Origin of the sequence: Rhizobium rosettiformans W3 (assembly GCF_004912135.1) — a bacterium.
GTDB lineage: Bacteria > Pseudomonadota > Alphaproteobacteria > Rhizobiales > Rhizobiaceae > Allorhizobium > Allorhizobium rosettiformans.
In genome coordinates, this window is the sequence record NZ_STGU01000007.1 from 49245 (window position 1) to 68912 (window position 19668).

Here is a 19668-nt window from a genome sequence, read left to right on the forward strand (position 1 = left end):
CGTTAGCGATCTGCTCATTTCGCCTTCTGGGCGGATAGCGTTGCCATCAATTCCATCGTGTTCTTGCCGGAGTCGGTCGCGATCTGCGACAGCGGCTTGGTGGCCTCGGCGGCCGTGAACCCGGCCTGCTTCAGCGCACTCACAAGATCTATGTCCGTCTTGCCCAGAAGCGGTGCCACTTGGCTGGGCGTTCCGGCGGCCACGACATTGATCATGGCAAAGGCCGGGTTGCCACCTGCACCGCTCGCCGACCCCGTGATGGCAGGCCAGGCGAAGACGAGACCGGCGATCAGACAGGCCGCGAGCGACAGCGCCATGGGCAGCCGCTTGAAATAGGCGAGGAAGGGGCGCCAGTTTCTCCAGACATGCAGCAGGAAAGGCAGGATGAGCACCACGCTCAACCATTCATGCATTCCGCGAAAGGCGGCCGTCCCATAGTGAAAGAAGAGCGCGATGCCGGAAATCAACGAAACGAGAAACAGCCCGGTCGTGAAGGGCGTGGCATAGCGCGAGAGAAGCGTAGGCATGAGGGCGGCCTCATCCTGGTGGTCTTATCCGCTCCTAGCGTCGCCGCCCGTCACTGTCCCGTTAAACTTCCTCCATTTTTGACGATGCTCAAGGCTTTAACCCGAGCTTCAGTTCGCCACCATGCCCAGGAGAACGGCCTTGGCCACGGCCTGAAACCGGTTCTGGGCGCCGAGCTTACCTGCAATGCTCGCCTCGAGGGATGCGACTTCGTCGGCCTTGAGCTCCAGCGTGCGGCCGATCCGCATCGACGTGTAGCCTTCTGCCATCAGTTGCAGGCAGCGTGTCTCCATGTCGTCAAGGCTAGGTCCCTTGCTTTGCGGGCCACGGCCGGGATTAGTCTCTTCGTGCTCCAGGAGGATGTTGAGTTGCTGCAACTGCCTGTGAACGGTGGAGAGGTTGGCCGCCAGCTCCCGTCGCCGGGCGATCAGGGCCTCTTCGAACATAAGGTTGGCTTCGCTCTGCGAGGTCGCGGTTGACAGGGTGTCGAAGAGATCCTGGATGACGGAGACCGACATGCCGACTTCGCGGCAGACATTGATGAGCGCCATGCGGGTCACTTCGCTGCGCCCATAGACGCGCATGAGGCCAAACCGCTGGGCGGTGATCAGGCCCTTCTCTTCGTAGAAATGCAAAGTCCTGTGGGTCACCCCGAAAAACTCGGCCATATCCGCGATGGCCACGGGCTCCCTGGGTGGTGTCCGGGTCAGGGCGATTTCGGGAAAGTATATCGGCTTTCCGGAAGGCTCTGATGGACTGGTAATCGGTTGCAGATGGTATAGTCCGTTCGACATGGTCCCCTCCATGCTCAGTTTCGACGCGTCTGCGAAAGCCGATGATTTGCCGCTCTTTCTGGTTTTGCCGTTCTCCCCGATTTCCGAATCTCCGCCAGCCCCGAGGCTACAGTATATTCGACATCGGTGAAATAACTTTCGGCGTTGCGGCGTTACGCGGCGAGAGGGGCGTGGGGTTCAACGCAGAAGGGAAGATCGTGCGATGAGCTTGCTCATCTCGGTGATGATTTCGCCACTCGAGCCAAGCCCCGCCCATTGCTGCTGGGAGCGCCGCGCGACAAGGTAAGCGGCGTCAGTGCCCTCGAGTGTATAGCGATAGGTCGCGTCGAGGCATTGCATCTGACCGGTCGACAATTCGTTCTTGTGGCAGAAGCGATAGATGGACCCCGGGATGGTCAGGTTTGCACCGGCGAACTGGTTGGCAATGGCACCGATCTCGAGGCTGTCGCCCGAGGTTTCGAAGACACTCGGGGAGAGCGGGATTTCGCGGTTTGATCTGAGGTGGCGCAGTTGCAGGCGAAGCCCCGTCGGGCCCCCCTCGGCCTTCAGCTCGAACTGCAGCGGGTGGGGCGCGCCGCCCTCGAAATGGATGCGCTCCTCCGGACCGGCAAAGCTGACGGCCCAGAGGCGTGAATTCCACAGGCGCATGGCATTGATGAAGATTGAGGCCAGCTGGTCGTCCGGTGCCGGTTTGCGGATGAACAGGCGCGGCAGGGACTTTGCGCCCGAGAGCGTCCAGTGGTCGGCCCCATCGGCAAAATGCGCCTCGATCAAGTCGAGCCCGCTGCCGTTTGCCGGCACCAGCCCGTCCTCGGCCATCCGCTCGTAGACCGGCACGTAGCCGCCCAGGGGAATGCTGATCCGCAAGGTTTCGTCGCGGCCCTCGGATGCATAAAACTGGTGCAACAGTTTGCGCAGCTTGCCCGCCTGAACGCGGACCAGCGGATCCGTGCCGGGATCGAACCCGGTATCGCGACTGAAGACGTCGATGCCGATCGTGTAGCCTTTCAGCTGATGGGACAGGCCAAGCTGCTCCATCTCGACGATGAATTTCAGAAAGGAGCGCAAACGCTCGGACCGCGCGAAGGTCCGGCTCGTCAGCACGCGCTGAAGAGCGTCAGAGACTTCTGCGCCATCGATCCTGGCTGCCGTCGACATGGTTGCTCCAGACCGTTTCGGTTGACGCCTCTGCGCGATGATGTCGCGTCGTGTGCGTTCCGTCACAATTGGCACTCTGACTAAAGGATGGGGCCATCCGGTCAATACCCCAAAGTCTAGGGGGTATTGGCCGTTGCCATGCATCAATTTCGCGCATCAGATCATTTGCGATTCTCGTTGGCCTTCGGTTCCGCGATGCCGTAAGGATGCCGCACCATCTTCATAGCCGGACAATGCCGCCATGCCTGCCAAGCTCTCCGTCAACCTCAACGCCATCGCCATGCTTCGCAACCGTCGGGACCTTCCCTGGCCTGATGTGGCCGATCTCGGTCGGATTGCCCTGAAGGCGGGAGCGAGCGGGCTGACGGTGCATCCGCGGCCAGACCAGCGGCATATCCGCTTCAGCGATCTGCCGGTGCTGCGGGCGCTGATCGACGACGAGTTTCCGGCGGCCGAGTTCAATATCGAGGGATATCCGAGCGAGGACTTCCTGGCGCTTTGCGAAGCAACGGAGCCGGAGCAGGTGACGCTCGTGCCCGACGACCCGGCTCAGGCGACCTCGGATCATGGCTGGGATCTCGAACGGCATCAGGATTTTCTGAAAGGCGTGGTCTCGCGCCTGCGGGGGAAAGGCATGCGCGTGTCGCTCTTCGTGGACGGCGACGGGAAGGCCGGGGCGATGGCGCTTGCCAAGGCGACCGGTGCCGAGCGTGTCGAGCTCTATACCGGTCCTTATGGGGGTTGCTACGACGATCCGCAGGAGGCTGCACGACAGGTCGAACTGCTCGGGTTGACGGCCGATGCGGCGCGTTCGGAGGGCGTTGCCGTCAATGCCGGGCACGACCTGACGGTCGCCAACCTGCCGCTTCTGGTGAAGCGCATTCCCTATCTCGCCGAGGTCTCGATTGGCCACGGGTTGACGGCCGATGCGCTGGAATATGGCATGGCCGAGACCGTGCGCCGCTTCTGCCGCGCCTGCGGACAGGCGATCTGACGCGCTGAGCGTCAGGCCGCTTTTCTCCCGCTCATGCCTTCGAGCGCGAAGGCGACGGCTGCATCGGCGTGAATGGTCGTCGAGTCGTAGCCGGGAAGCGGCAGCTTGGCCGGATCCAAAATCAGGCAGATCTCGGTGCATCCGAGAATGACGCTGTCGGCGCCCTCGCTACGTGCCTTTTCGATGATGGCGAGCAGTTTCTCCCGCGAGCAGTCCTTGATGCTGCCGGCGCAGAGCTCGTCGAAAATGATGTCATGGGTCGCGGTGCGACCGTCCGCATCGGGAACCATGACGTCCACGCCGTGGCTTGCCATGCGCTTGGCGTAAAAGCCGTGCTCCATGGTGTAGCGTGTCGCGAGCAGCAGCGGGCGGCGGGCGCCGTTCCTGATCAGGCTGGTAGCGGTTTCGTCGATGATGTTGATCAGAGGGATCGAGACGCGGGCTGCGACCTCATCGGCCACCAGATGCATGGTGTTGGTGCCGATGAGGATGCAGTCGGCGCCGGCGCGCTCCAGGCCTTCGGCGGCGCGTGCCAGACGGTCGGCTGCCTGATCCCAGCGGCCTGCCTTCTGCAAGGCGACAATCTCTTCGAAATTGACCGAGTGCATGATGACTTCGGCAGAGGCGAGGCCGCCGAGCTTCGCCCGCACGGTCTCGTTGATCTGGCGGTAATAGACCGCAGAACTCTCGAAACTCATTCCACCAATCAAACCAATCGTGCGCATGTCTTGCCCCTCGTGTTTTCAATGGGGAAAGAATGACGCAGAGCGATCGCGCTGTGTTTGCGTTTCGCGCGCAGATTTCGCTCATTGCCGTAGCTCGACTTCGGCTTTAGTGTCATTGGACGCGCTATTTTTGCGCTTAGGGAAGGACGAGCGGGATTTGATCGCGTGATTGACGACAGGGACAGGAAGATTCTCGACATCCTTCAGCGGGATGCCGCAACGCCCGTGACCGACATTGCCGAGAAGGTGTCGCTTTCGATTTCTGCCTGCTCCCGGCGCATTCAGAAGCTCGAAGAGAGCGGCTACATCGCTCGCCGGATCGTGGTGCTCGATCGGGAAAAGAGCGGTGTCCCGACAACCGTCTATGCGCTGGTGAAGACGGCGCATCACGCCGATGACTGGATCGAGGAGTTTCGCCGGGCGATCAGCGATATCCCGGAGATCGTCGAGGCGCATCGGCTGACCGGGCACTACGACTATATCCTGAAGGTCGTCCTGCCCCGGGTCGAACACTACGATGTCGTCTATCGCAGGCTCGTCAAACGCGTCGAACTCTTCGATGTATCCGCCTCCATTTCGATGGAGACGTTGAAGCAGGGCTTTGCCGTCCCGGTGGATTACGCAGAGTAAGATCCGATCAGGACCTGAAGACAAAAAAAGCCCCGGGGCCGAAGCCCCGAGGCCCATCACGCACCCTTGGATCAGGAAGCGTTGGAGATGGTGCGGTTGACGAGGGTCACCGACTTGTCGGCGTTCACCTTGTAGACTTCGCGAACGTCACGGCCGTCACCGTTGGCAAAGGTGTGGAAGAAGGTCGAACCGGCAGGTGCCTTTTCCAGCTGGACGTTTGCGTTGTCATACGTGATCGAGCCCGGGATCGGCTGGACGGCTGCAAAAGCGGCCGAGCCGGCTGCGAGGGAGATGAGGGCTGCAGAGATGATGGTCTTCATGATCGTATTCCTTTCAAGGGTTGGGGTGGCGGCGGCCTGGTTGGGGGAAGGGGGAGAGGGGAACCGAGCCGGCCGCCGAAGGGTGCGTCCTTTAGAGGCGCGTTGATTACGAAGCGTTGGAGACAGTGCGGTTGACGAGGGTCACCGTCTTGTCGGCGTTGACCTTGTAGACTTCGCGGACGTCACGGCCGTCACCGTTGGAGAAGGTGTGGAAGAAGGTCGAACCGGCCGGTGCCTTCTCGAGCTGGACGTTGGCGTTGTCATAGGTGATCGAGCCCGGGATCGGCTCAACGGCTGCAAAAGCGGCCGAGCCGGCTGCGAGAGAGATGAGGGCTGCAGAGATGATGGTCTTCATGATCTTAATTCCTTTGTGCGTTGTGTGTGGCGGCGGCTCGGGGCGGTGGAGAGGGGCCGAGCCTGCCGCTGGAGGTCTCAGTTGCGTTTTGGGAGGCGCGCTGATTAAGAAGCGTTGGAGACGGTGCGGTTGACCAGGGTCACCGACTTGTCGGCATTGACCTTGTAGACTTCGCGAACGTCACGGCCGTCACCGTTGGAGAAGGTGTGGAAGAAGGTCGAACCGGCAGGTGCCTTTTCCAGCTGAACATTGGCGTTGTCATAGGTGATCGAGCCCGGGATCGGCTGGACGGCGGCAAAAGCGGCAGAACCGGCTGCGAGGGAGATGAGGGCTGCAGAGATGATGGTCTTCATGGTCGTATTCCTTATCTTTGGTAGAGCAACACCGGATGTGTTCAGCTCATGATTGTGGATGTGGGTAGGGTTCTACCCGGGATCTCAGATCGTCTGGCGCGTCAGTCGTTCGCTACGGAACGGGAAACGAGGGAGACGGTCCGGTCTGCGTTCACCTGATAGATCTCATGGACTTCAGATCCATTGGCGTAGAAGGTATGGAAGAAGTTCGAACCGGCGGGAGCCTGTTCGAGCCTCGGCTGCGCACCGCCATAGGTGATGGAGCCCGGGATTGGCTCGATCGCGAAAGCGGCCGAAGCGGCTGCGATGGTGGTCAGGAGTGCTGCTGCGATGGTCTTCATTTGCATGTACCTTTAGAACCTTGCGGATCGAACTGCTTGGTTCGATGAGTTGTATTTGGCGCAGGATGATTGGGATTACAATACCCCTTTGCGCACAATCGAACTGATTGGTTCGGTGAAAGTACCCGGTATCACGGGAGGCACTTGAAATTATGATTGAATGAAAACAGCGAGTTAGGCTGTCTTTTTGCCGTCATTTAACTATGACATACAACGATTATTTTTTATTTCTTTCACCCTTTTGTGACTGCCGTTTGAGGGCCCGAGGGGGTGGGGGACGGGAGTATGGCGGCCACAACGCCGATCCTGCTGCTCAAAATCCAGCCTCATCAAAACGGCAGTTGCCACAAATTTCTGCGCCGCTGGACTTGACCTCGGTGGTTCCACCGGACATAAAGAAGCCGAACCGTACCGTACGGTACCAGGAGGCGCCCATGTCGATGGACAATCAGAGCTCGGAATTCACGCCACGCCAGAATGCAGTTCTGGCCGAGGCTCTCCGTCTGCTGGTGGAAGGCGGGGACAAGGCGGTCACGACAGCGGGCCTGGCTCGCGCCGCCAACTGCTCCAAGGAGAGCCTCTACAAGTGGTTCGGCGATCGCGACGGTCTCCTGTCGGCGATGATCTCCTATCAGGCGAGCAAGGTTCGCACCTTCGAGCGTCCCGGCGAGCGGCTGACGGTCGCCAGCCTGACGGACCACCTCGAGATCTTCGCGCGTGATTTGCTGGAAGTGCTTGCAGGCGACGTCTCGCTTGCGCTCAACCGTCTGGCCATCGGCCAGTCGAGCCGTGACGGATCCAAGCTTGGCACGCTGCTTCTCGAGCGCGGCCGCCGCCAGATCGATCGGCGGGCGAGGGCCTTGCTCGAAGCCGGTCAGCGCGACGGCCTCCTGCGCTTCGGCGATGGTGAAGAGGCTTACCGGACGCTCTATGGTCTGATCGTCAGCGATCTGCATGTGCGCATGCTGCTCGGCGAGGCGCCGCAGACCCACAAATTTGGTGCCCGCGCCGCAAAGGCTGTCTCTGCCTTTCTCGCGCTCTACGGCACCGACCGCGTACTGGCGGGACTGGACGGGGCCTCCCGTTCCGGCTCGCCGATCAACAACATCCACCACAACTGACAAGCATAGGGAAGGACACTACAATGCGCGTTTATTACGATCGTGATGCCGACTTGAACCTGATCAAGTCGAAGAAGGTCGCCATCATCGGTTACGGTAGCCAGGGCCGCGCGCATGCGCTGAACCTCAAGGACAGCGGCGCTCAGAACCTCGTCATCGCGCTCAAGGCCGGTTCGCCGACCATCAAGAAGGCAGAGGCCGACGGCCTGAAGGTCATGACGGTTGCCGAAGCTGCAGCCTGGGCCGACCTGATGATGATGGCGACCCCGGACGAACTCCAGGCCGACATCTACAAGGCCGATATCGCTCCGAACATCCGCGACGGTGCAGCGATTGCTTTCGCTCACGGCCTGAACGTTCATTTCGGCCTGATCGAGCCGAAGTCGTCCGTCGACGTCGTCATGATCGCGCCGAAGGGCCCGGGCCACACGGTTCGCGGCGAATACCAGAAGGGCGGCGGCGTTCCCTGCCTCGTGGCCATCCATCACAATGCCTCGGGCAATGCGCTTGAACTCGCTCTCTCCTACGCCTGTGGCGTTGGCGGCGGCCGTTCGGGCATCATCGAAACCTCGTTCAAGGAAGAGTGCGAAACCGACCTCTTCGGCGAACAGGTCGTTCTGTGCGGCGGTCTCGTCGAGCTGATCCGCGCTGGTTTCGAAACCCTGGTCGAAGCCGGTTACGCACCGGAAATGGCCTATTTCGAGTGCCTGCACGAAGTGAAGCTGATCGTCGACCTGATCTATGAAGGCGGCATCGCCAACATGAACTACTCGATCTCGAACACGGCCGAGTGGGGCGAATATGTCACTGGTCCGCGCATCATCACGGCTGAAACCAAGGCTGAAATGAAGCGCGTCCTGCACGACATCCAGACCGGCAAGTTCACCTCGGACTGGATGCAGGAATACCGCGCCGGTGCTGCCCGCTTCAAGGGTATCCGCCGCATGAACGACGCCCACCAGATCGAAGAAGTCGGCGCCAAGCTGCGCGGCATGATGCCGTGGATCGGCAAGAACAAGCTGGTCGACAAGGACCGCAACTGATCGTCATCCGCTGAGGATGAACAGAGGCCGGGAGGGGAAACCTTCCCGGCCTTCTCTTTTTCGGGCCTCCGCGTCTCTGGCGATCAGACCGCCAGGGAGCGCTTCATCGTCGCAACGCGCGCGGCAAACAGGATCATGCCGACGATGGTCAGCAGGGAGCCGATGACCGCCGGTCCTTCCGACATGCCCATGACCGCCATTGCAATCCCCGGGATTATGATCCAGAGGCCAAGGGTTGCGACGACGACATGGATCCGCGCCAGGCGCGTTTCAGCGGCGGCGGGAACCGTATGGTAGAACAGGCCGTAGATGGCCATGGACACCCATCCCAAGAGATTGAGATGGGCGTGGGCGGTCGACAGCGTGTGGTCGTGCGATGCGGCCATGACGATGCCGAAACCCATGCCGACCAGCGCATAGGCTGCAGCCGACACGAAACAGAAATATGCCAATCCGCGCATGAGGCGAACCTTTCTTAGATTTGAGATTGTCTTGCAAAACGCCGACAGGTGGTGAGGCCATGGCTCGGCACATGCTGGCGCCATCGCGGTGCCTTTGGGCCTGTGCGTGGCCTTGGTGGAGCGCCGTCCCTCAGTCGCTCCACGTTGGCCACTCGCTCCTTGCCGAAGTCCCTGATCGTCCCCCGGGGACTTCGGCACCAGCGGGTGGTGATCAGTGATGCGCCGGCGGGGGCAGCATTGTCACGCCGAAGCGTGCCGCTTCTGCGGTGATGTGCGCGACATCCGGCTGTCCCATCGGCGGGAAGATGGTGGTCTCGGTTTCGACCGGCTCTCCGACCGCTTCGAAGAAGTGTTCATGGGGGCCGCCCGGCAGGTTGATGATCAGCATCTTGGATGGCGTGCTTGCCGGGTTGCGGAACGCATGGACCATGCCGGGGCTGACATAGACAAACTCGCCCGGGCCGCAACGGCGCCAGGTTTCGCCGAGCATGAACTCGAAGCTGCCTTCGGTCACCAGGAAGGCTTCTGCGTCGGCCTGATGGTGCGGCGGCGCTCCTGCACCCGGTGCGGAGCATGACTCGACGATCGTGAACTGACCGCCGGTTTCTGCCGCGCGGGCGCGGAAGGTCAAGAGGCTGCCAAGAAAGTGCACGGTCTTTGCCGGTGAGGCGGTTTCATTCGATACTGTTATGGTCTCCGTATTCATGTTGCATCCCTTCTCCTTTGTGATACATTCTCTCTTAATGAGATGGTTGTCTCATAATGAGGTGATGATGAGCAGTCAAGTGAAAAGTTTCGAACGGATCAACCAGAAGCGGCGTACGCGCACGGAACTGTTGCGTGCAGCCCGAGATCTTGCGGAAGGGGGGCGCCAGCCGTCGGTGGCGGAAGTGGCAGATCATGCCGGCATTTCGCGCGCCACGGCCTATCGCTACTTCTCCGCGCCGGAGGAAATGATCCGGGAGGCCGTGCTGGACGCGGTCGCCAATACGATTACGATCGAACCGCCCCCGGCTGGTGCGGGTCCGGAGACCGTCGGCGTTCAAGTTCAATCGCTGGTCGGGCGCATTTTCGACATGGTGATCGACAACGAGGCGATGTTTCGCGCCTTGCTGGCCAGCACGGTGACCGGAGAGGAGACAGCCAAGCGGGGAGGGCGGCGTATCGGATGGCTGACCGACACGCTCGAGCCTTTGCGCCCGCATCTGCCGCCGGGAGATTTCAAGAAACTGGTCTACGCTTTGTCCCTGCTCACCGGGATCGAGACGATCGTGGTTCTCAAGGACGTCTGCGGATTGGATGCGGCCGATGCGCGGGAGACAACGTTATGGGCTGCCAAGACCCTGCTCGCCGGCCTTGCCGTTCCGCAGTCCTGAGCGGATCGGACGGCCTGAAACCACCATTGTGAGACTGGGCTTCGGTCAGGCGCTGACGTCGGCCCGCATCGGCGTTTCGGTGCCGCGGACACAGTCGCGGCCCGCTTCCTTGGCTGCGTAGAGATAGCGATCGGCTCGGCTGACGATGGAGTTCTCATCATCATCCGCACGCGCCACGGCGACCCCGATGCTGACGGTGAGGTTTGCCGCCCGTCCCTCCTCGGCCGGCACCAGCAATTGCGCAATCCGGGCCCTCAGCGTGTCGGCAAAGTCGATCGCGTCCGGCGCCTCGGATCCTTGAAGCAGGAGGGCGAATTCCTCGCCGCCATAGCGAGCGGCGGTGGCATCGAGGCCCCTGATGGCGGATTGCAGGAGTTCGGCCACCACTTGAAGACATCGGTCCCCCGCCTGATGGCCATGGGTGTCGTTGAAGCGTTTGAAGTGATCGACATCGATCAGGAGAAGCGCCAGAGGCCGGTCTGCCTTGTGAGCGAGGTCTAGCCGGCGGGTCAGCTCCTCGTTGAAGCCGCGTCGGTTGTCGAGGCCCGTGAGCGCGTCGGTGCGGGCGTGGCGGCGCAGTTGCTCGTTTGCCTCGGTCAGCTTCTCGTTGCTCTCTGCCAGAGCATCGACGAGAACACGCGTCCGCTTTTCGGCTGCGATGCGTTTCTCGTCGAGGGTAATGAGCCGCACCATGTAGCTTGCGAGGAAGCCGACATAGGCGACGCAGATCGGCACCATGACCCAGTTGCCCTCGCGGATCGCCGCGACATTGACGAAGGCCGTCACGGTCATGATGACCAGCAAAGTCGAGCGAGGTGCGAGATAGGCGCGGGCGGCGGCCGACTGCACAATGCCGCAGCCAATGGCCAGCGCGACCACCTGGGTGTCCGGGGGGCTGTCTGCGTAGAGAATGGCAAGCGCCAGCCCCCAAGCGACACCCGAGAGCAGCGAGATCACGGAGAAGCGCGCAAGCCAGAGCTGCAGCTTATCCGCCGGCGAGCGGTGCCGATACATGTAGTCGCCGATGCCTCGGATCGCGACCTGGGCCGAGAGGATCAGAAGAACGAGCACGACTTTGCCAAACTCTCCCGCGCCGTAAGGCTGTATGGTCGCGGCCAGGATGGCGACGGCTGCAACGAGATGTGGCGTGATGCTGAAGAGGACGCCCAGATGATCCCATGGCGGATCCGTCTCGTCTTCGGCGCCGATCATTGGCAGGGCGAGCTTTTGCAGGAGCAAGCAGTGAGTCCTTTGCTGATTTCGCCTTCAATCATAGGGGAGTTTTACTCAAATGTTAGCGCAATCTCAGGCAGCGACTTCCGCGTGGGTAGCATATGGTGACCGACGGATATGCGATAGGTCAGCATTGTTGACCTATCGCATATTTCGTGATCTTCTGCCGCGATAACAACACGCCTTGAGGAAACACCGATGCTGAACTGGGATCACGTCTTTGCCACCCGGTCGTCGCGCATGCGCGCGTCAGAAATCCGAGAATTGCTGAAGCTGCTCGACAAGCCGGATATCATCTCGTTCGCAGGCGGTATTCCCGATCCAGCCCTCTTTCCTGAAGCGGAATTCAACCAGGCCTATCAGGCGCTTTTCTCGGAAGGCAAGGCCGGTGCGGCGCTGCAATATTCGGTGTCCGAAGGCTATCTGCCGCTCCGGACCTGGCTCAAGGAGGAGATGGGGCGTCTCGGGATCGACTGCGACGTCGATAACATCTTCATCATGTCAGGATCGCAGCAGGCGCTCGATTATCTCGGCAAGCTTTTCCTCTCTCCCGGCGATACCGCATTGGTGACATGGCCGACCTATCTCGGTGCGCTCCAGGCATTCAATGCCTATGAGCCGCAGTATGACCAACTGTCGACCGGCAACCGGACACCGGCGAGCTACCGGGCAGCGGCGGAAGCGCAGGGAAGTGCCGTCAAATTCGCCTATCTCTCGACCGATTTCGCCAATCCGACAGGCCAGACGGTGAGCCTTGCGGAACGGCAGCAGATTCTGGCGCTGGCCGATGAACTCGACATTCCGGTGGTCGAGGACGCGGCCTATCAGCATCTGCGCTATGACGGGACGCCAATCCCGCCCATCCTTTCGCTCGACATTGCCCGCAGCGGCGGGATCGACGCCTGCCGGACGATCTATTGCGGCAGCTTTTCCAAGACGCTCGCGCCTGGTCTGCGGGTCGGCTACGTGGTGGCGGCAAAGCCCGTGATCCGCAAGCTGGTGTTGATGAAGCAGGCCGCGGACCTGCATTCCTCTACCATCAACCAGATGGTCGTGGCCGAGGTCGCCGAGAAACATTTCCCCGCGCAGATTGCGAAGATCCGGAGAGCCTATGCCGCCCGGCGCGATGCGATGCTTGCGGCTCTCGACACATACATGCCGGAGGGGACGCAGTGGACGCGGCCGGAAGGTGGGATGTTTGTCTGGGTAACGCTGCCGGAAGGCATGGACGGAGCCGCGCTCCTGGCCCGGTCGGTGGAAACGGAAAAGGTCGCCTTCGTGCCCGGTCAGGCCTTCTTTGCCGATCGGTCCGGTGCCAACACTATCCGGCTCTCCTATTCCTGCGCAAACGAGGCGATGATCGACGAAGGGATCCGCCGTCTCGGCCGTCTGGTTGGTAGCGCGCTGGACCGCGCCGCCTGACAGCGGGCGGGCCGAGGGCTTTGCCGGCCGCAGCCGTGTGGGTTGCGACAAGGGGGAGGGCGTGATTGAGTGCGCCCCGCCCTAGTGCCTCAAGCCGACGAGTGTCCATGTCCATCCGCATCGCGACCTTCAACATCGAGAACCTGATCGCCCGCTTCGATTTCACGGGCTATCGGAACCAGCTGCGGTCCGATCGGGTGCTGAAACTCTTCGAGATCAAGTCCGAGGCCGATTACCAGCGGCTGGAAGCGGCCCGTATCGTCTCGTCCACCGACGATACAAGGCAGCTCTCGGCGCTTGCCATCGCCGACACCGATGCCGACATCCTGTGCCTGCAGGAAGTCGATAACATCGAGGCGCTGAAGGCCTTCGAATACGGCTATCTCTTCCGGATGATCGGCTCGGGATACAGACAGAAATATCTGGTCGAGGGCAATGACAGTCGCGGCATTGACGTTGCCGTTCTGATGCGGGAGGAGACACGCGATGGCCAACGTATCGAGGTGCGCGACGTCACCAGTCACGCCGCACTCACCTATCACGATCTCGGCCTCTATCACCCGGGCCTTGGACCGAATATTCGTCCGGATGACCGCATCTTCAAGCGGGACTGCCTGGAACTCGACCTTCGCATCGGCGGGCGGCCGCTGACCGTCTATGTGGTCCACTTCAAATCGATGACGAATGGCCGCGATGGCGTCGACGGGCGCACATCGACCATGCCGATCCGCGAGGCCGAGGCGAAGGCAGTCCGCCACATCATCGAGAACCGCTTTGGACGTGACCATGCGAGCCGGCGCAATTTCGTCATTTGTGGCGACATGAACGATTATCAGGAGCGGGTGGACGTCATCGGCGATCGGCGCACTGGCTATGACTATGTCCTTCGGCCAGACCTCGAGAGTGCGCTCGATGTCTTTTCGCATGACGGCTTTGCCGAGAATGCCATGGCTCGTCGCGATGCTCTCGATCGCTGGACGCTGTACCATGCGCGCGGGCCGGAAGAGCAGCATCTCTGCCAGCTGGACTATATCTGGTTGTCGAAAGGCCTCGCGGACGCCAATCCGGCTGCCGTGCCCGAGGTGATCCGCAATGGCCAGCCTTTCCGCACGCCCTTTCCACCGGGGCAGGAGGTGGAGCGCTATCCGCGGATCGGTTGGGATCGGCCGAAGGCCTCCGATCATTGCCCGATCGCCATGACCCTGCACCTGCCATGAGCGCGCTCGTGTTCGACGATGTCGGTCTGCCAGCAGACGGTAGCGTGCATGAGGTGCGTTCGCTCGATCTGCGCGTTTCCTCTTTGGTTCATCCTCTGGAAACGGCACAGGCTGAAGCGATCGCCCGCAACTGGGAGGCGGAGTTGGCAGCCAATCCCGCACTCTTCAATGGGCCGCTGATCCTGCAACGGGAGATCCGCTACTCTGAGGGGCATCTGGAGGCCGAGGGCCATGTCGCGGGCTTTGCCACTTTCCTGTGGTGGCGGCGACAGCCCGAGCTCACTGGCGCATGCCACCTGTTTGCCTACCCGGTATTGGTCGGAAGCGATGGCGCGCTCATCGCGGTCGAGATGGCGCCGCATACGGCCAATCCCGGCCAGGTCTATTTCGCCGCCGGATCACTCGACCTCTCGGACATTGTCGACGGGCGCTGTGACATTGAGGGTAACATGCGGCGCGAAGTGCTGGAGGAGACGGGTCTCGACCTTCGCGCGGCCGAGCCGGATCCGATTCTCTATGCCAGCTACCGATCGCGGAAAATGACGCTTCTGCGGCTCTTCCACTTCCGCGAGACGGCAGATGAACTGGTCGAGAGCATCAACGCCTTTGCCCGCCGGTGCAACGAGCCGGAGATCACCCGTGCGGTTGCCATTCGCGACGGGGATCCGACGGCGCATCGCTACGGCCTGGCCATGCTGCCGATTCTCGGCTGGTACTTCTCGCAGAGGGCGTAAGGCCGGCTCGTCTTGCCTTGCCGTTTCGGCTCGGGCAGTGTGGGCCGCGAGCGAGACCTTCAGGGAGACGGCCCGTGGCGAGAGACTATGCCATCTACGACGTGTTCACCGACCGGAAACTGGCGGGCAATCCGCTGGCGGTTATCTTCGATGGCGCAGGTCTCTCGGACGAGATGATGCAGGCGGTGGCAGGGGAGATGAACCTGTCCGAGACCGTCTTCGTCCAGCCGGCCGATCATGCTTCGCACACGGCCCGTATTCGTATCTTCACGCCTGGACGCGAGTTGCCGTTTGCCGGCCATCCCACTGTGGGCACGGCGATAGCGCTTGCAGAACGGGCCTATAGCGGCGACACGGCCAGCATGGATCTGGTATCGGTCCTCGAGGAGACCGTCGGCCCTGTGCGCTGTGCGGTGCGTGTGCGGCCAGGGGAGGCGAGTTTCGCCGAATTCGACCTGCCGCGCATCTCCAGCCATCACGAGCACCAGCTCGACCGTCAGGGGCTTGCCGACGCCTTGTCGGTCAAGGTGACCTCCATCGGGTTCGAGAATCATCAGCCGGTCGTCTGGAGCGCCGGCGTGCCGTTTCTGCTGGTGCCTCTGCATGATCTGGCCGCTGTCGAAAGCGTTGACTTCGACCCGCAGCTCTGGGAGCGCGTCGCGCCGATGAGCGAGGGCCGCCTGACGTCTGCCTATGTCTATTGTCGCGGCGGCGTCCATCATGCCGCCAAGTTCCATGCGCGGATGTTCTCGCCGGACATGGGCATCACCGAAGATCCAGCAACCGGGTCGGCGGTTGCGGCTCTATCCGGCGCGATCCATCATTTCGATGCGCTTCCGGACGGGCACCATCCGATGATGATCGAGCAGGGGGTCGAGATGGGCCGCCCGTCCTATATTCACCTGCATATCGACGTGAAGGACGGCGCCGTGTCGCGTGCGCGGATCGGAGGACAGGCTGTGCGTCTCGCGACCGGAACGCTCGACATTTGAAAACAAAGGAGAATTTGCGCTTTTTGAAATTTTTTTGACCAAACAGCCAAGATTTTTCGCGGCGGCGCTAGACAAGGTCCCTGATCCTGTTTATACGCCCGGTCACGCCACCGGAAACGGCGGCGGAGACACCGGAAACGGTGCAGGCGGGTGATTAGCTCAGTTGGTAGAGCAGCTGACTCTTAATCAGCGGGTCGTAGGTTCGAGCCCTACATCACCCACCAAATTCTTCTCTCAGAACACTGAAACAGGTATTTCGGACCTCTCTCCGAGGACCATTCAGCATGTGTTTGAACATCGCGTGCTGCTCAACTGCGTCGGCCTATTAGCGTTTGCCGAGGATGTTAGCCGGGAAATCGATTGGCTGAGTCTTACGCAGCCGATAACACCCTGATCCGAACGGCGGTGTTCTCTTTATGTATCGCCCGCCGGTCGATCGTGTTCCCGGTATGTATCGGGTTTTTCGCGATATTGTGTGGCGTTACCCTGTGGATAACTGTGGACAACACCGGTAGCCGGCTCAGCGAGATGCGCTGAACCGGGATTGCGGCAGGACGTAGGGGATTGCGGCGCTGGGGACACGCCCGACCGTGCCGGACAGGCCATAGACATGGGCGATCGTCTCGTCGTCAATCGTTGCCGTCGGACTTCCTTCGCGGATCAGGCGCCCATGGTGCAGGATGGCGAGATGATCGGCAAACTCGGCCGCCAGGTTGAGATCGTGCAGGATTGCCAGCACGGCCCCTCCACGCCTTGCGAAATCGCGGGCGATCTCCAGGACAGAAATCTGATGGCCGATATCGAGGCTTGCTGTGGGCTCATCGAGGAAGATGGCGCGCGGACGGCCGTTTGCGACCGGGTCCGGCATCTGGGCGAGGACACGCGCGAGCTGCACACGCTGTTGTTCGCCGCCTGATAGCGCATTGTAGCTGCGCCCTTCGAAACCCAGCAGATCAACGCGGGCGAGCGCCTTTCGTGCTGCAAGGTTTGGGTCGTGGCTCCCCTGTGCCACGGCGCCCATGCGCACCACCTCGAGCGCTGTGAAGGGGAAGGAGAGGGCGGTGGACTGCGGCAGCACGGCCCGCTCGGCCGCGAGCTCCAGAGCGCTCAGCGTAGGAATTCTACGGTCGTTGTAGTAGACGTCGCCACCGTCCGGCTTCATCTCGCCCGAAAGGGTCTTGAGCAGCGTCGATTTGCCGGCACCGTTCGGCCCGATCACCACAGTGAACTTGCCGGGTTCCAGAGAGAGGCTGATGTCTTCAATAAGATTGCGGTCCCCCCGGCGCACCGTGACGTTCTGCGCGCGGATCATCACAAACCCTCCATGGCCTGACGGCCCTGTCGTCCGAGAAGCAACATCAGAAAGACGGGTGCGCCCAGGATCGCCGTGATGATGCCGATCGGCAGTTCCGCCGGCGCGGCAATGGTGCGGGCAACGGTGTCGGCGAGCAGCAGCAGCGCAGCTCCGCCAAGCGCCGAGGCCGGCAGGAGAAAGCGGTGTGCCGGTCCGATGGCAAGCCGCAGCAGATGCGGGACGACAATGCCGATGAAGCCGATCGAGCCGGCGGCGGCGACTGTTGCGCCACAGGCGGCAGCGACAGCCAGGATCGTCATCCGCTTCAGCCGCTGCACGGGCACGCCCATGTGGAAGGCAGCGGCGTCGCCCAGGATCAGGGCATCCAGTCCCCGGGCGACGAAGGGTATGATGGCGACAACGAAGAGCACGAAGGGAAGGATGGCGACGATCTTGGAGGTCGTTGCGCCACTCAGCGAGCCGAGCGACCAGAAGGTGATGTCGCGCAAGGCCCGGTCATCTGCGATGAAAATCAGGAGGCCGGTCGCAGCACCCGTCATGGCGGCAATCGCAATGCCTGAGAGAATGAGAGCGGTGGTGGAGGTCTGGCCGTTGCGCGTCGCGATCGCGTAGAGGAGCAGCGTGTTGGCGAGCCCGCCGAGGAATGCCATCATTGGCAGGAACTGCTCGCCGAAGAAGGCCTGGAGCGGAAAGAGCAGGGTCGGGCCGAGAACGATCGCGATGACGGCGGCGAACGCTGCGCCGGAGGTGACCCCGACGATGCCGGGATCTGCCAGCGGATTGCGGAAAAGGCCTTGCATCATGGCACCGGAGACGCCGAGTGCTGCGCCGATCAGCAAGCCCATGCCTGTTCTCGGAAGCCGCACGGCTTCGAGGATGATCCGGTTCTGCGGGTCGATGGCTGCCGCATCACCCGTCAGATAGGCGATCAGATGGGGCAGGCCGACGCCGGTCGGGCCGATCACGATCGACACCAGGATCGCGATGATCAGCAGAACGGCCAGCAAGGCGATGACCAGTGCGCCGAGCGCGGATCGATCTCCGTCACGCCTGCCAAGGGTGGACATCAGGGCCAGCGTGTTCACGGTCACTGTCCTTCCGGGTAAAGCATGGCATTCAGATCACGGGCGGCATCGGCAGCCCGCGGTCCCAGACCCAGGAGGTAGAGGCCGTCCATGGTGAGAAACGCCTTGTTGCGTCCGGCCGGCGTGGCGGCGAGGGCCGGAAGGGCAAAGGCCTGTTCGGCCGTCAGGTGCTGGGCGCCACCGCTCATGACGAGCACCACGTCGGGTGCTGCCGCGATCACGGCCTCATCGGTGAGCGGTGTATAGCCGTTGATGGTCGAGACGGCGTTTTCTGCGCCGGCGAGACGGATCATCGCGTCTGCCGAACTCTGGCTGCCGGCTGCCATGACGCGGCCATTGGCGAGCGAGAGAGCGAAGAGAACCTTCTTCTTGGCACCTTGGGATGCCGCCACCTTGTCCTCGATCGCCTTGAGGCTTTCCTCGACGGACTTCGCCAGTGCCTCTGCCTTGTCCCTACGGCCGATGGCCTCGCCGACAGCGCGGATCTTGTCCGGGATTGCCGCCGTCTCCGGCGGGGAGGGGATGCTGACAAAGGGCAGGCCGCTCGCCTTCAGGATGTTTACTGCATCGACCGGACCGGCGCCGGATTCGGCGATGATCAGATCCGGCGTCTGCGAGAGGACGCCCTCTGCCGAGATCTGCCGGACATAACCGATGTTCGGCTTCGCTGTGGCCTCCTGCGGATAGAGGCTCGTCGTGTCGACAGCGACGACACGGTCGCCTTCGCCGAGCGCGTAGATCATTTCCGTGATCGTGCCGCCGATCGAAACGATGCGTTCGGCATCCTTGGCCGAGGCCGTCGTGGGGAGTGTGAGCGAGAGCGTCAGGGCGAAGAAGGCGGTGGAAAGCACCTGACGGCGCAACGGGCAAAGGGTCAACATGGATGCGCTCAAACCTGTGTTTTCGGGCGTCTGAAGAGCGGCCAGGGTCGCCCAACAGGGTGCCGATGTGGAGATCGTCATGTCGGGCCGACAGCCCGACAATTAACTTGACTGCGATACACAAGTTTAAATAGGAAGGCAACAGAGCGAGGTCGTTCCACGCTGGCGGATTTCAGGGTAAACTCGGATTTGCAAGCATGTGCGACCTCGGCGAAACAGCGTCTTCCAGAGAGGGAAACTGATCCATGTACATCGCCATGAACCGTTTTCGCGTCGTCCCGGGCTTCGAGGAAGCCTTTGAAAACCAGTGGAAGGCTCGTGAGGGCCGCCTCGCAGAAATGCCGGGTTACATCGAATTCCACATGCTGAAGGGGCCGAAGGCAGACGACCACACGCTCTATGCCTCGCACACGGTCTGGGAGACACATGCCCATTTCGTCGCCTGGACCAAGTCCGAGCAGTTCCGCGCAGCGCATGCCCGTGCCGGCGAGAGCAAGGTGCAGTATCTGTCGGGTCCGCATTTCGAAGGCTTCGACGTGATCATCCACGAAGATCGCTCGGGCAAGCGCTCCGCCCCCGAAGCCGCGTGAGGC

General features: G+C 61.8%; 24 protein-coding genes and 1 tRNA gene. 11 read left to right on the forward strand and 14 right to left on the reverse strand.

Going from position 1 to position 19668, the window contains the following annotated elements:
- Positions 1-14: 14 nt before the first annotated feature.
- The 3 genes from FAA86_RS13775 to FAA86_RS13785 all read right to left on the reverse strand — a co-directional run bounded on the left by FAA86_RS13775 (position 15) and on the right by FAA86_RS13785 (position 2477).
- Positions 15-527 (reverse strand): DUF4405 domain-containing protein, encoded by a 513-nt coding sequence (locus FAA86_RS13775; protein ID WP_136541460.1) that lies wholly within the window; start codon positions 525-527, stop codon positions 15-17.
- A gap of 108 nt (positions 528-635) precedes the next feature.
- The gene (locus tag FAA86_RS13780) at positions 636-1319 is read right to left on the reverse strand and encodes a MerR family transcriptional regulator (protein WP_136541462.1); all 684 of its coding nucleotides are present in this window, start codon (positions 1317-1319) and stop codon (positions 636-638) included.
- Between the two features lie 177 nt (positions 1320-1496).
- On the reverse strand, positions 1497-2477 hold the full coding sequence (locus FAA86_RS13785; protein WP_136541464.1) for a hypothetical protein: 981 nt from the start codon (positions 2475-2477) through the stop codon (positions 1497-1499).
- Between the two features lie 241 nt (positions 2478-2718).
- On the opposite strand from FAA86_RS13785, the gene FAA86_RS13790 reads away from it, so the two are divergent.
- Positions 2719-3471: a pyridoxine 5'-phosphate synthase gene (locus FAA86_RS13790; protein ID WP_136541466.1), complete on the forward strand. Its 753-nt coding sequence runs from the start codon at positions 2719-2721 to the stop codon at positions 3469-3471.
- A gap of 11 nt (positions 3472-3482) precedes the next feature.
- Here FAA86_RS13790 and FAA86_RS13795 read toward each other — a convergent pair whose 3' ends face one another.
- Positions 3483-4196 (reverse strand): aspartate/glutamate racemase family protein, encoded by a 714-nt coding sequence (locus tag FAA86_RS13795; RefSeq protein ID WP_136541468.1) that lies wholly within the window; start codon positions 4194-4196, stop codon positions 3483-3485.
- A gap of 165 nt (positions 4197-4361) precedes the next feature.
- Here FAA86_RS13795 and FAA86_RS13800 point away from each other — a divergent pair, with 165 nt between their 5' ends.
- Positions 4362-4826: an Lrp/AsnC family transcriptional regulator gene (locus FAA86_RS13800; RefSeq protein ID WP_136541470.1), complete on the forward strand. Its 465-nt coding sequence runs from the start codon at positions 4362-4364 to the stop codon at positions 4824-4826.
- Positions 4827-4897: 71 nt separating this feature from the next.
- Here the strand turns inward: FAA86_RS13800 and FAA86_RS13805 are convergent, their stop codons facing one another.
- The 4 genes from FAA86_RS13805 to FAA86_RS13820 all read right to left on the reverse strand — a co-directional run bounded on the left by FAA86_RS13805 (position 4898) and on the right by FAA86_RS13820 (position 6195).
- Positions 4898-5146, reverse strand: coding sequence for a hypothetical protein (locus FAA86_RS13805; RefSeq protein ID WP_136541472.1), 249 nt, complete (start codon positions 5144-5146; stop codon positions 4898-4900).
- A gap of 106 nt (positions 5147-5252) precedes the next feature.
- Positions 5253-5501 carry a hypothetical protein gene (locus FAA86_RS13810; RefSeq protein ID WP_136541474.1) on the reverse strand — a complete coding sequence of 83 codons (249 nt, stop codon included), beginning with the start codon at positions 5499-5501 and terminating at the stop codon, positions 5253-5255.
- Between the two features lie 104 nt (positions 5502-5605).
- The gene (locus tag FAA86_RS13815; RefSeq protein ID WP_112241939.1) at positions 5606-5854 is read right to left on the reverse strand and encodes a hypothetical protein; all 249 of its coding nucleotides are present in this window, start codon (positions 5852-5854) and stop codon (positions 5606-5608) included.
- 101 nt (positions 5855-5955) lie between these two features.
- On the reverse strand, positions 5956-6195 hold the full coding sequence (locus FAA86_RS13820) for a hypothetical protein (RefSeq protein ID WP_136538457.1): 240 nt from the start codon (positions 6193-6195) through the stop codon (positions 5956-5958).
- Between the two features lie 434 nt (positions 6196-6629).
- On the opposite strand from FAA86_RS13820, the gene FAA86_RS13825 reads away from it, so the two are divergent.
- Positions 6630-7316, forward strand: coding sequence for a TetR/AcrR family transcriptional regulator (locus FAA86_RS13825; RefSeq protein ID WP_136541476.1), 687 nt, complete (start codon positions 6630-6632; stop codon positions 7314-7316).
- A gap of 23 nt (positions 7317-7339) precedes the next feature.
- Positions 7340-8359: a ketol-acid reductoisomerase gene (gene ilvC, locus FAA86_RS13830; protein ID WP_136541478.1), complete on the forward strand. Its 1020-nt coding sequence runs from the start codon at positions 7340-7342 to the stop codon at positions 8357-8359.
- 83 nt (positions 8360-8442) lie between these two features.
- Here the strand turns inward: ilvC and FAA86_RS13835 are convergent, their stop codons facing one another.
- Both FAA86_RS13835 and FAA86_RS13840 read right to left on the reverse strand, forming a co-directional pair.
- Complete coding sequence (locus FAA86_RS13835) at positions 8443-8820, reverse strand: hypothetical protein (protein WP_136541480.1); 378 nt, start codon at positions 8818-8820, stop codon at positions 8443-8445.
- Positions 8821-9031: 211 nt separating this feature from the next.
- Positions 9032-9526, reverse strand: coding sequence for a cupin domain-containing protein (locus tag FAA86_RS13840; RefSeq protein WP_136541482.1), 495 nt, complete (start codon positions 9524-9526; stop codon positions 9032-9034).
- Between the two features lie 79 nt (positions 9527-9605).
- On the opposite strand from FAA86_RS13840, the gene FAA86_RS13845 reads away from it, so the two are divergent.
- Positions 9606-10196, forward strand: a complete 591-nt coding sequence (locus FAA86_RS13845) for a TetR/AcrR family transcriptional regulator (protein ID WP_246035075.1) — start codon at positions 9606-9608, stop codon at positions 10194-10196.
- 45 nt (positions 10197-10241) lie between these two features.
- On the opposite strand, the gene FAA86_RS13850 is transcribed toward FAA86_RS13845, so the two are convergent.
- Positions 10242-11435: a GGDEF domain-containing protein gene (locus tag FAA86_RS13850; protein WP_136541486.1), complete on the reverse strand. Its 1194-nt coding sequence runs from the start codon at positions 11433-11435 to the stop codon at positions 10242-10244.
- A 192-nt stretch (positions 11436-11627) separates the two neighbouring features.
- On the opposite strand from FAA86_RS13850, the gene FAA86_RS13855 reads away from it, so the two are divergent.
- From FAA86_RS13855 to FAA86_RS13875, 5 genes are all read left to right on the forward strand, one after another.
- A complete protein-coding gene (locus FAA86_RS13855) occupies positions 11628-12851 on the forward strand; it encodes an aminotransferase-like domain-containing protein (protein WP_136541488.1) in 1224 nt (407 codons plus the stop codon).
- Positions 12852-12958: 107 nt separating this feature from the next.
- The gene (locus tag FAA86_RS13860; protein ID WP_136541490.1) at positions 12959-14068 is read left to right on the forward strand and encodes an endonuclease/exonuclease/phosphatase family protein; all 1110 of its coding nucleotides are present in this window, start codon (positions 12959-12961) and stop codon (positions 14066-14068) included.
- On the forward strand, positions 14065-14802 hold the full coding sequence (locus FAA86_RS13865) for an NUDIX hydrolase (RefSeq protein ID WP_136541492.1): 738 nt from the start codon (positions 14065-14067) through the stop codon (positions 14800-14802). The genes FAA86_RS13860 and FAA86_RS13865 overlap by 4 nt, the downstream gene beginning before the upstream one ends.
- Before the next feature lie 74 nt (positions 14803-14876).
- A complete protein-coding gene (locus FAA86_RS13870; RefSeq protein WP_136541494.1) occupies positions 14877-15794 on the forward strand; it encodes a PhzF family phenazine biosynthesis protein in 918 nt (305 codons plus the stop codon).
- A gap of 148 nt (positions 15795-15942) precedes the next feature.
- Positions 15943-16018: transfer RNA gene (locus tag FAA86_RS13875), tRNA-Lys, on the forward strand.
- A gap of 296 nt (positions 16019-16314) precedes the next feature.
- On the opposite strand, the gene FAA86_RS13880 is transcribed toward FAA86_RS13875, so the two are convergent.
- From FAA86_RS13880 to FAA86_RS13890, 3 genes are read right to left on the reverse strand one after another with little or no spacing between them, the layout of a single operon-like run.
- A complete protein-coding gene (locus FAA86_RS13880; RefSeq protein WP_136541496.1) occupies positions 16315-17106 on the reverse strand; it encodes a heme ABC transporter ATP-binding protein in 792 nt (263 codons plus the stop codon).
- Positions 17106-18176 carry a FecCD family ABC transporter permease gene (locus FAA86_RS13885; protein WP_210309955.1) on the reverse strand — a complete coding sequence of 357 codons (1071 nt, stop codon included), beginning with the start codon at positions 18174-18176 and terminating at the stop codon, positions 17106-17108. Before FAA86_RS13885 ends, FAA86_RS13880 begins: the two co-directional genes overlap by 1 nt.
- A 20-nt stretch (positions 18177-18196) precedes the next feature.
- Positions 18197-19075: a heme/hemin ABC transporter substrate-binding protein gene (locus FAA86_RS13890; protein WP_136541500.1), complete on the reverse strand. Its 879-nt coding sequence runs from the start codon at positions 19073-19075 to the stop codon at positions 18197-18199.
- Positions 19076-19320: 245 nt separating this feature from the next.
- On the opposite strand from FAA86_RS13890, the gene hmuQ reads away from it, so the two are divergent.
- Positions 19321-19665, forward strand: a complete 345-nt coding sequence (gene hmuQ, locus FAA86_RS13895) for a heme-degrading protein HmuQ (RefSeq protein ID WP_113460920.1) — start codon at positions 19321-19323, stop codon at positions 19663-19665.
- Positions 19666-19668: the final 3 nt, after the last annotated feature.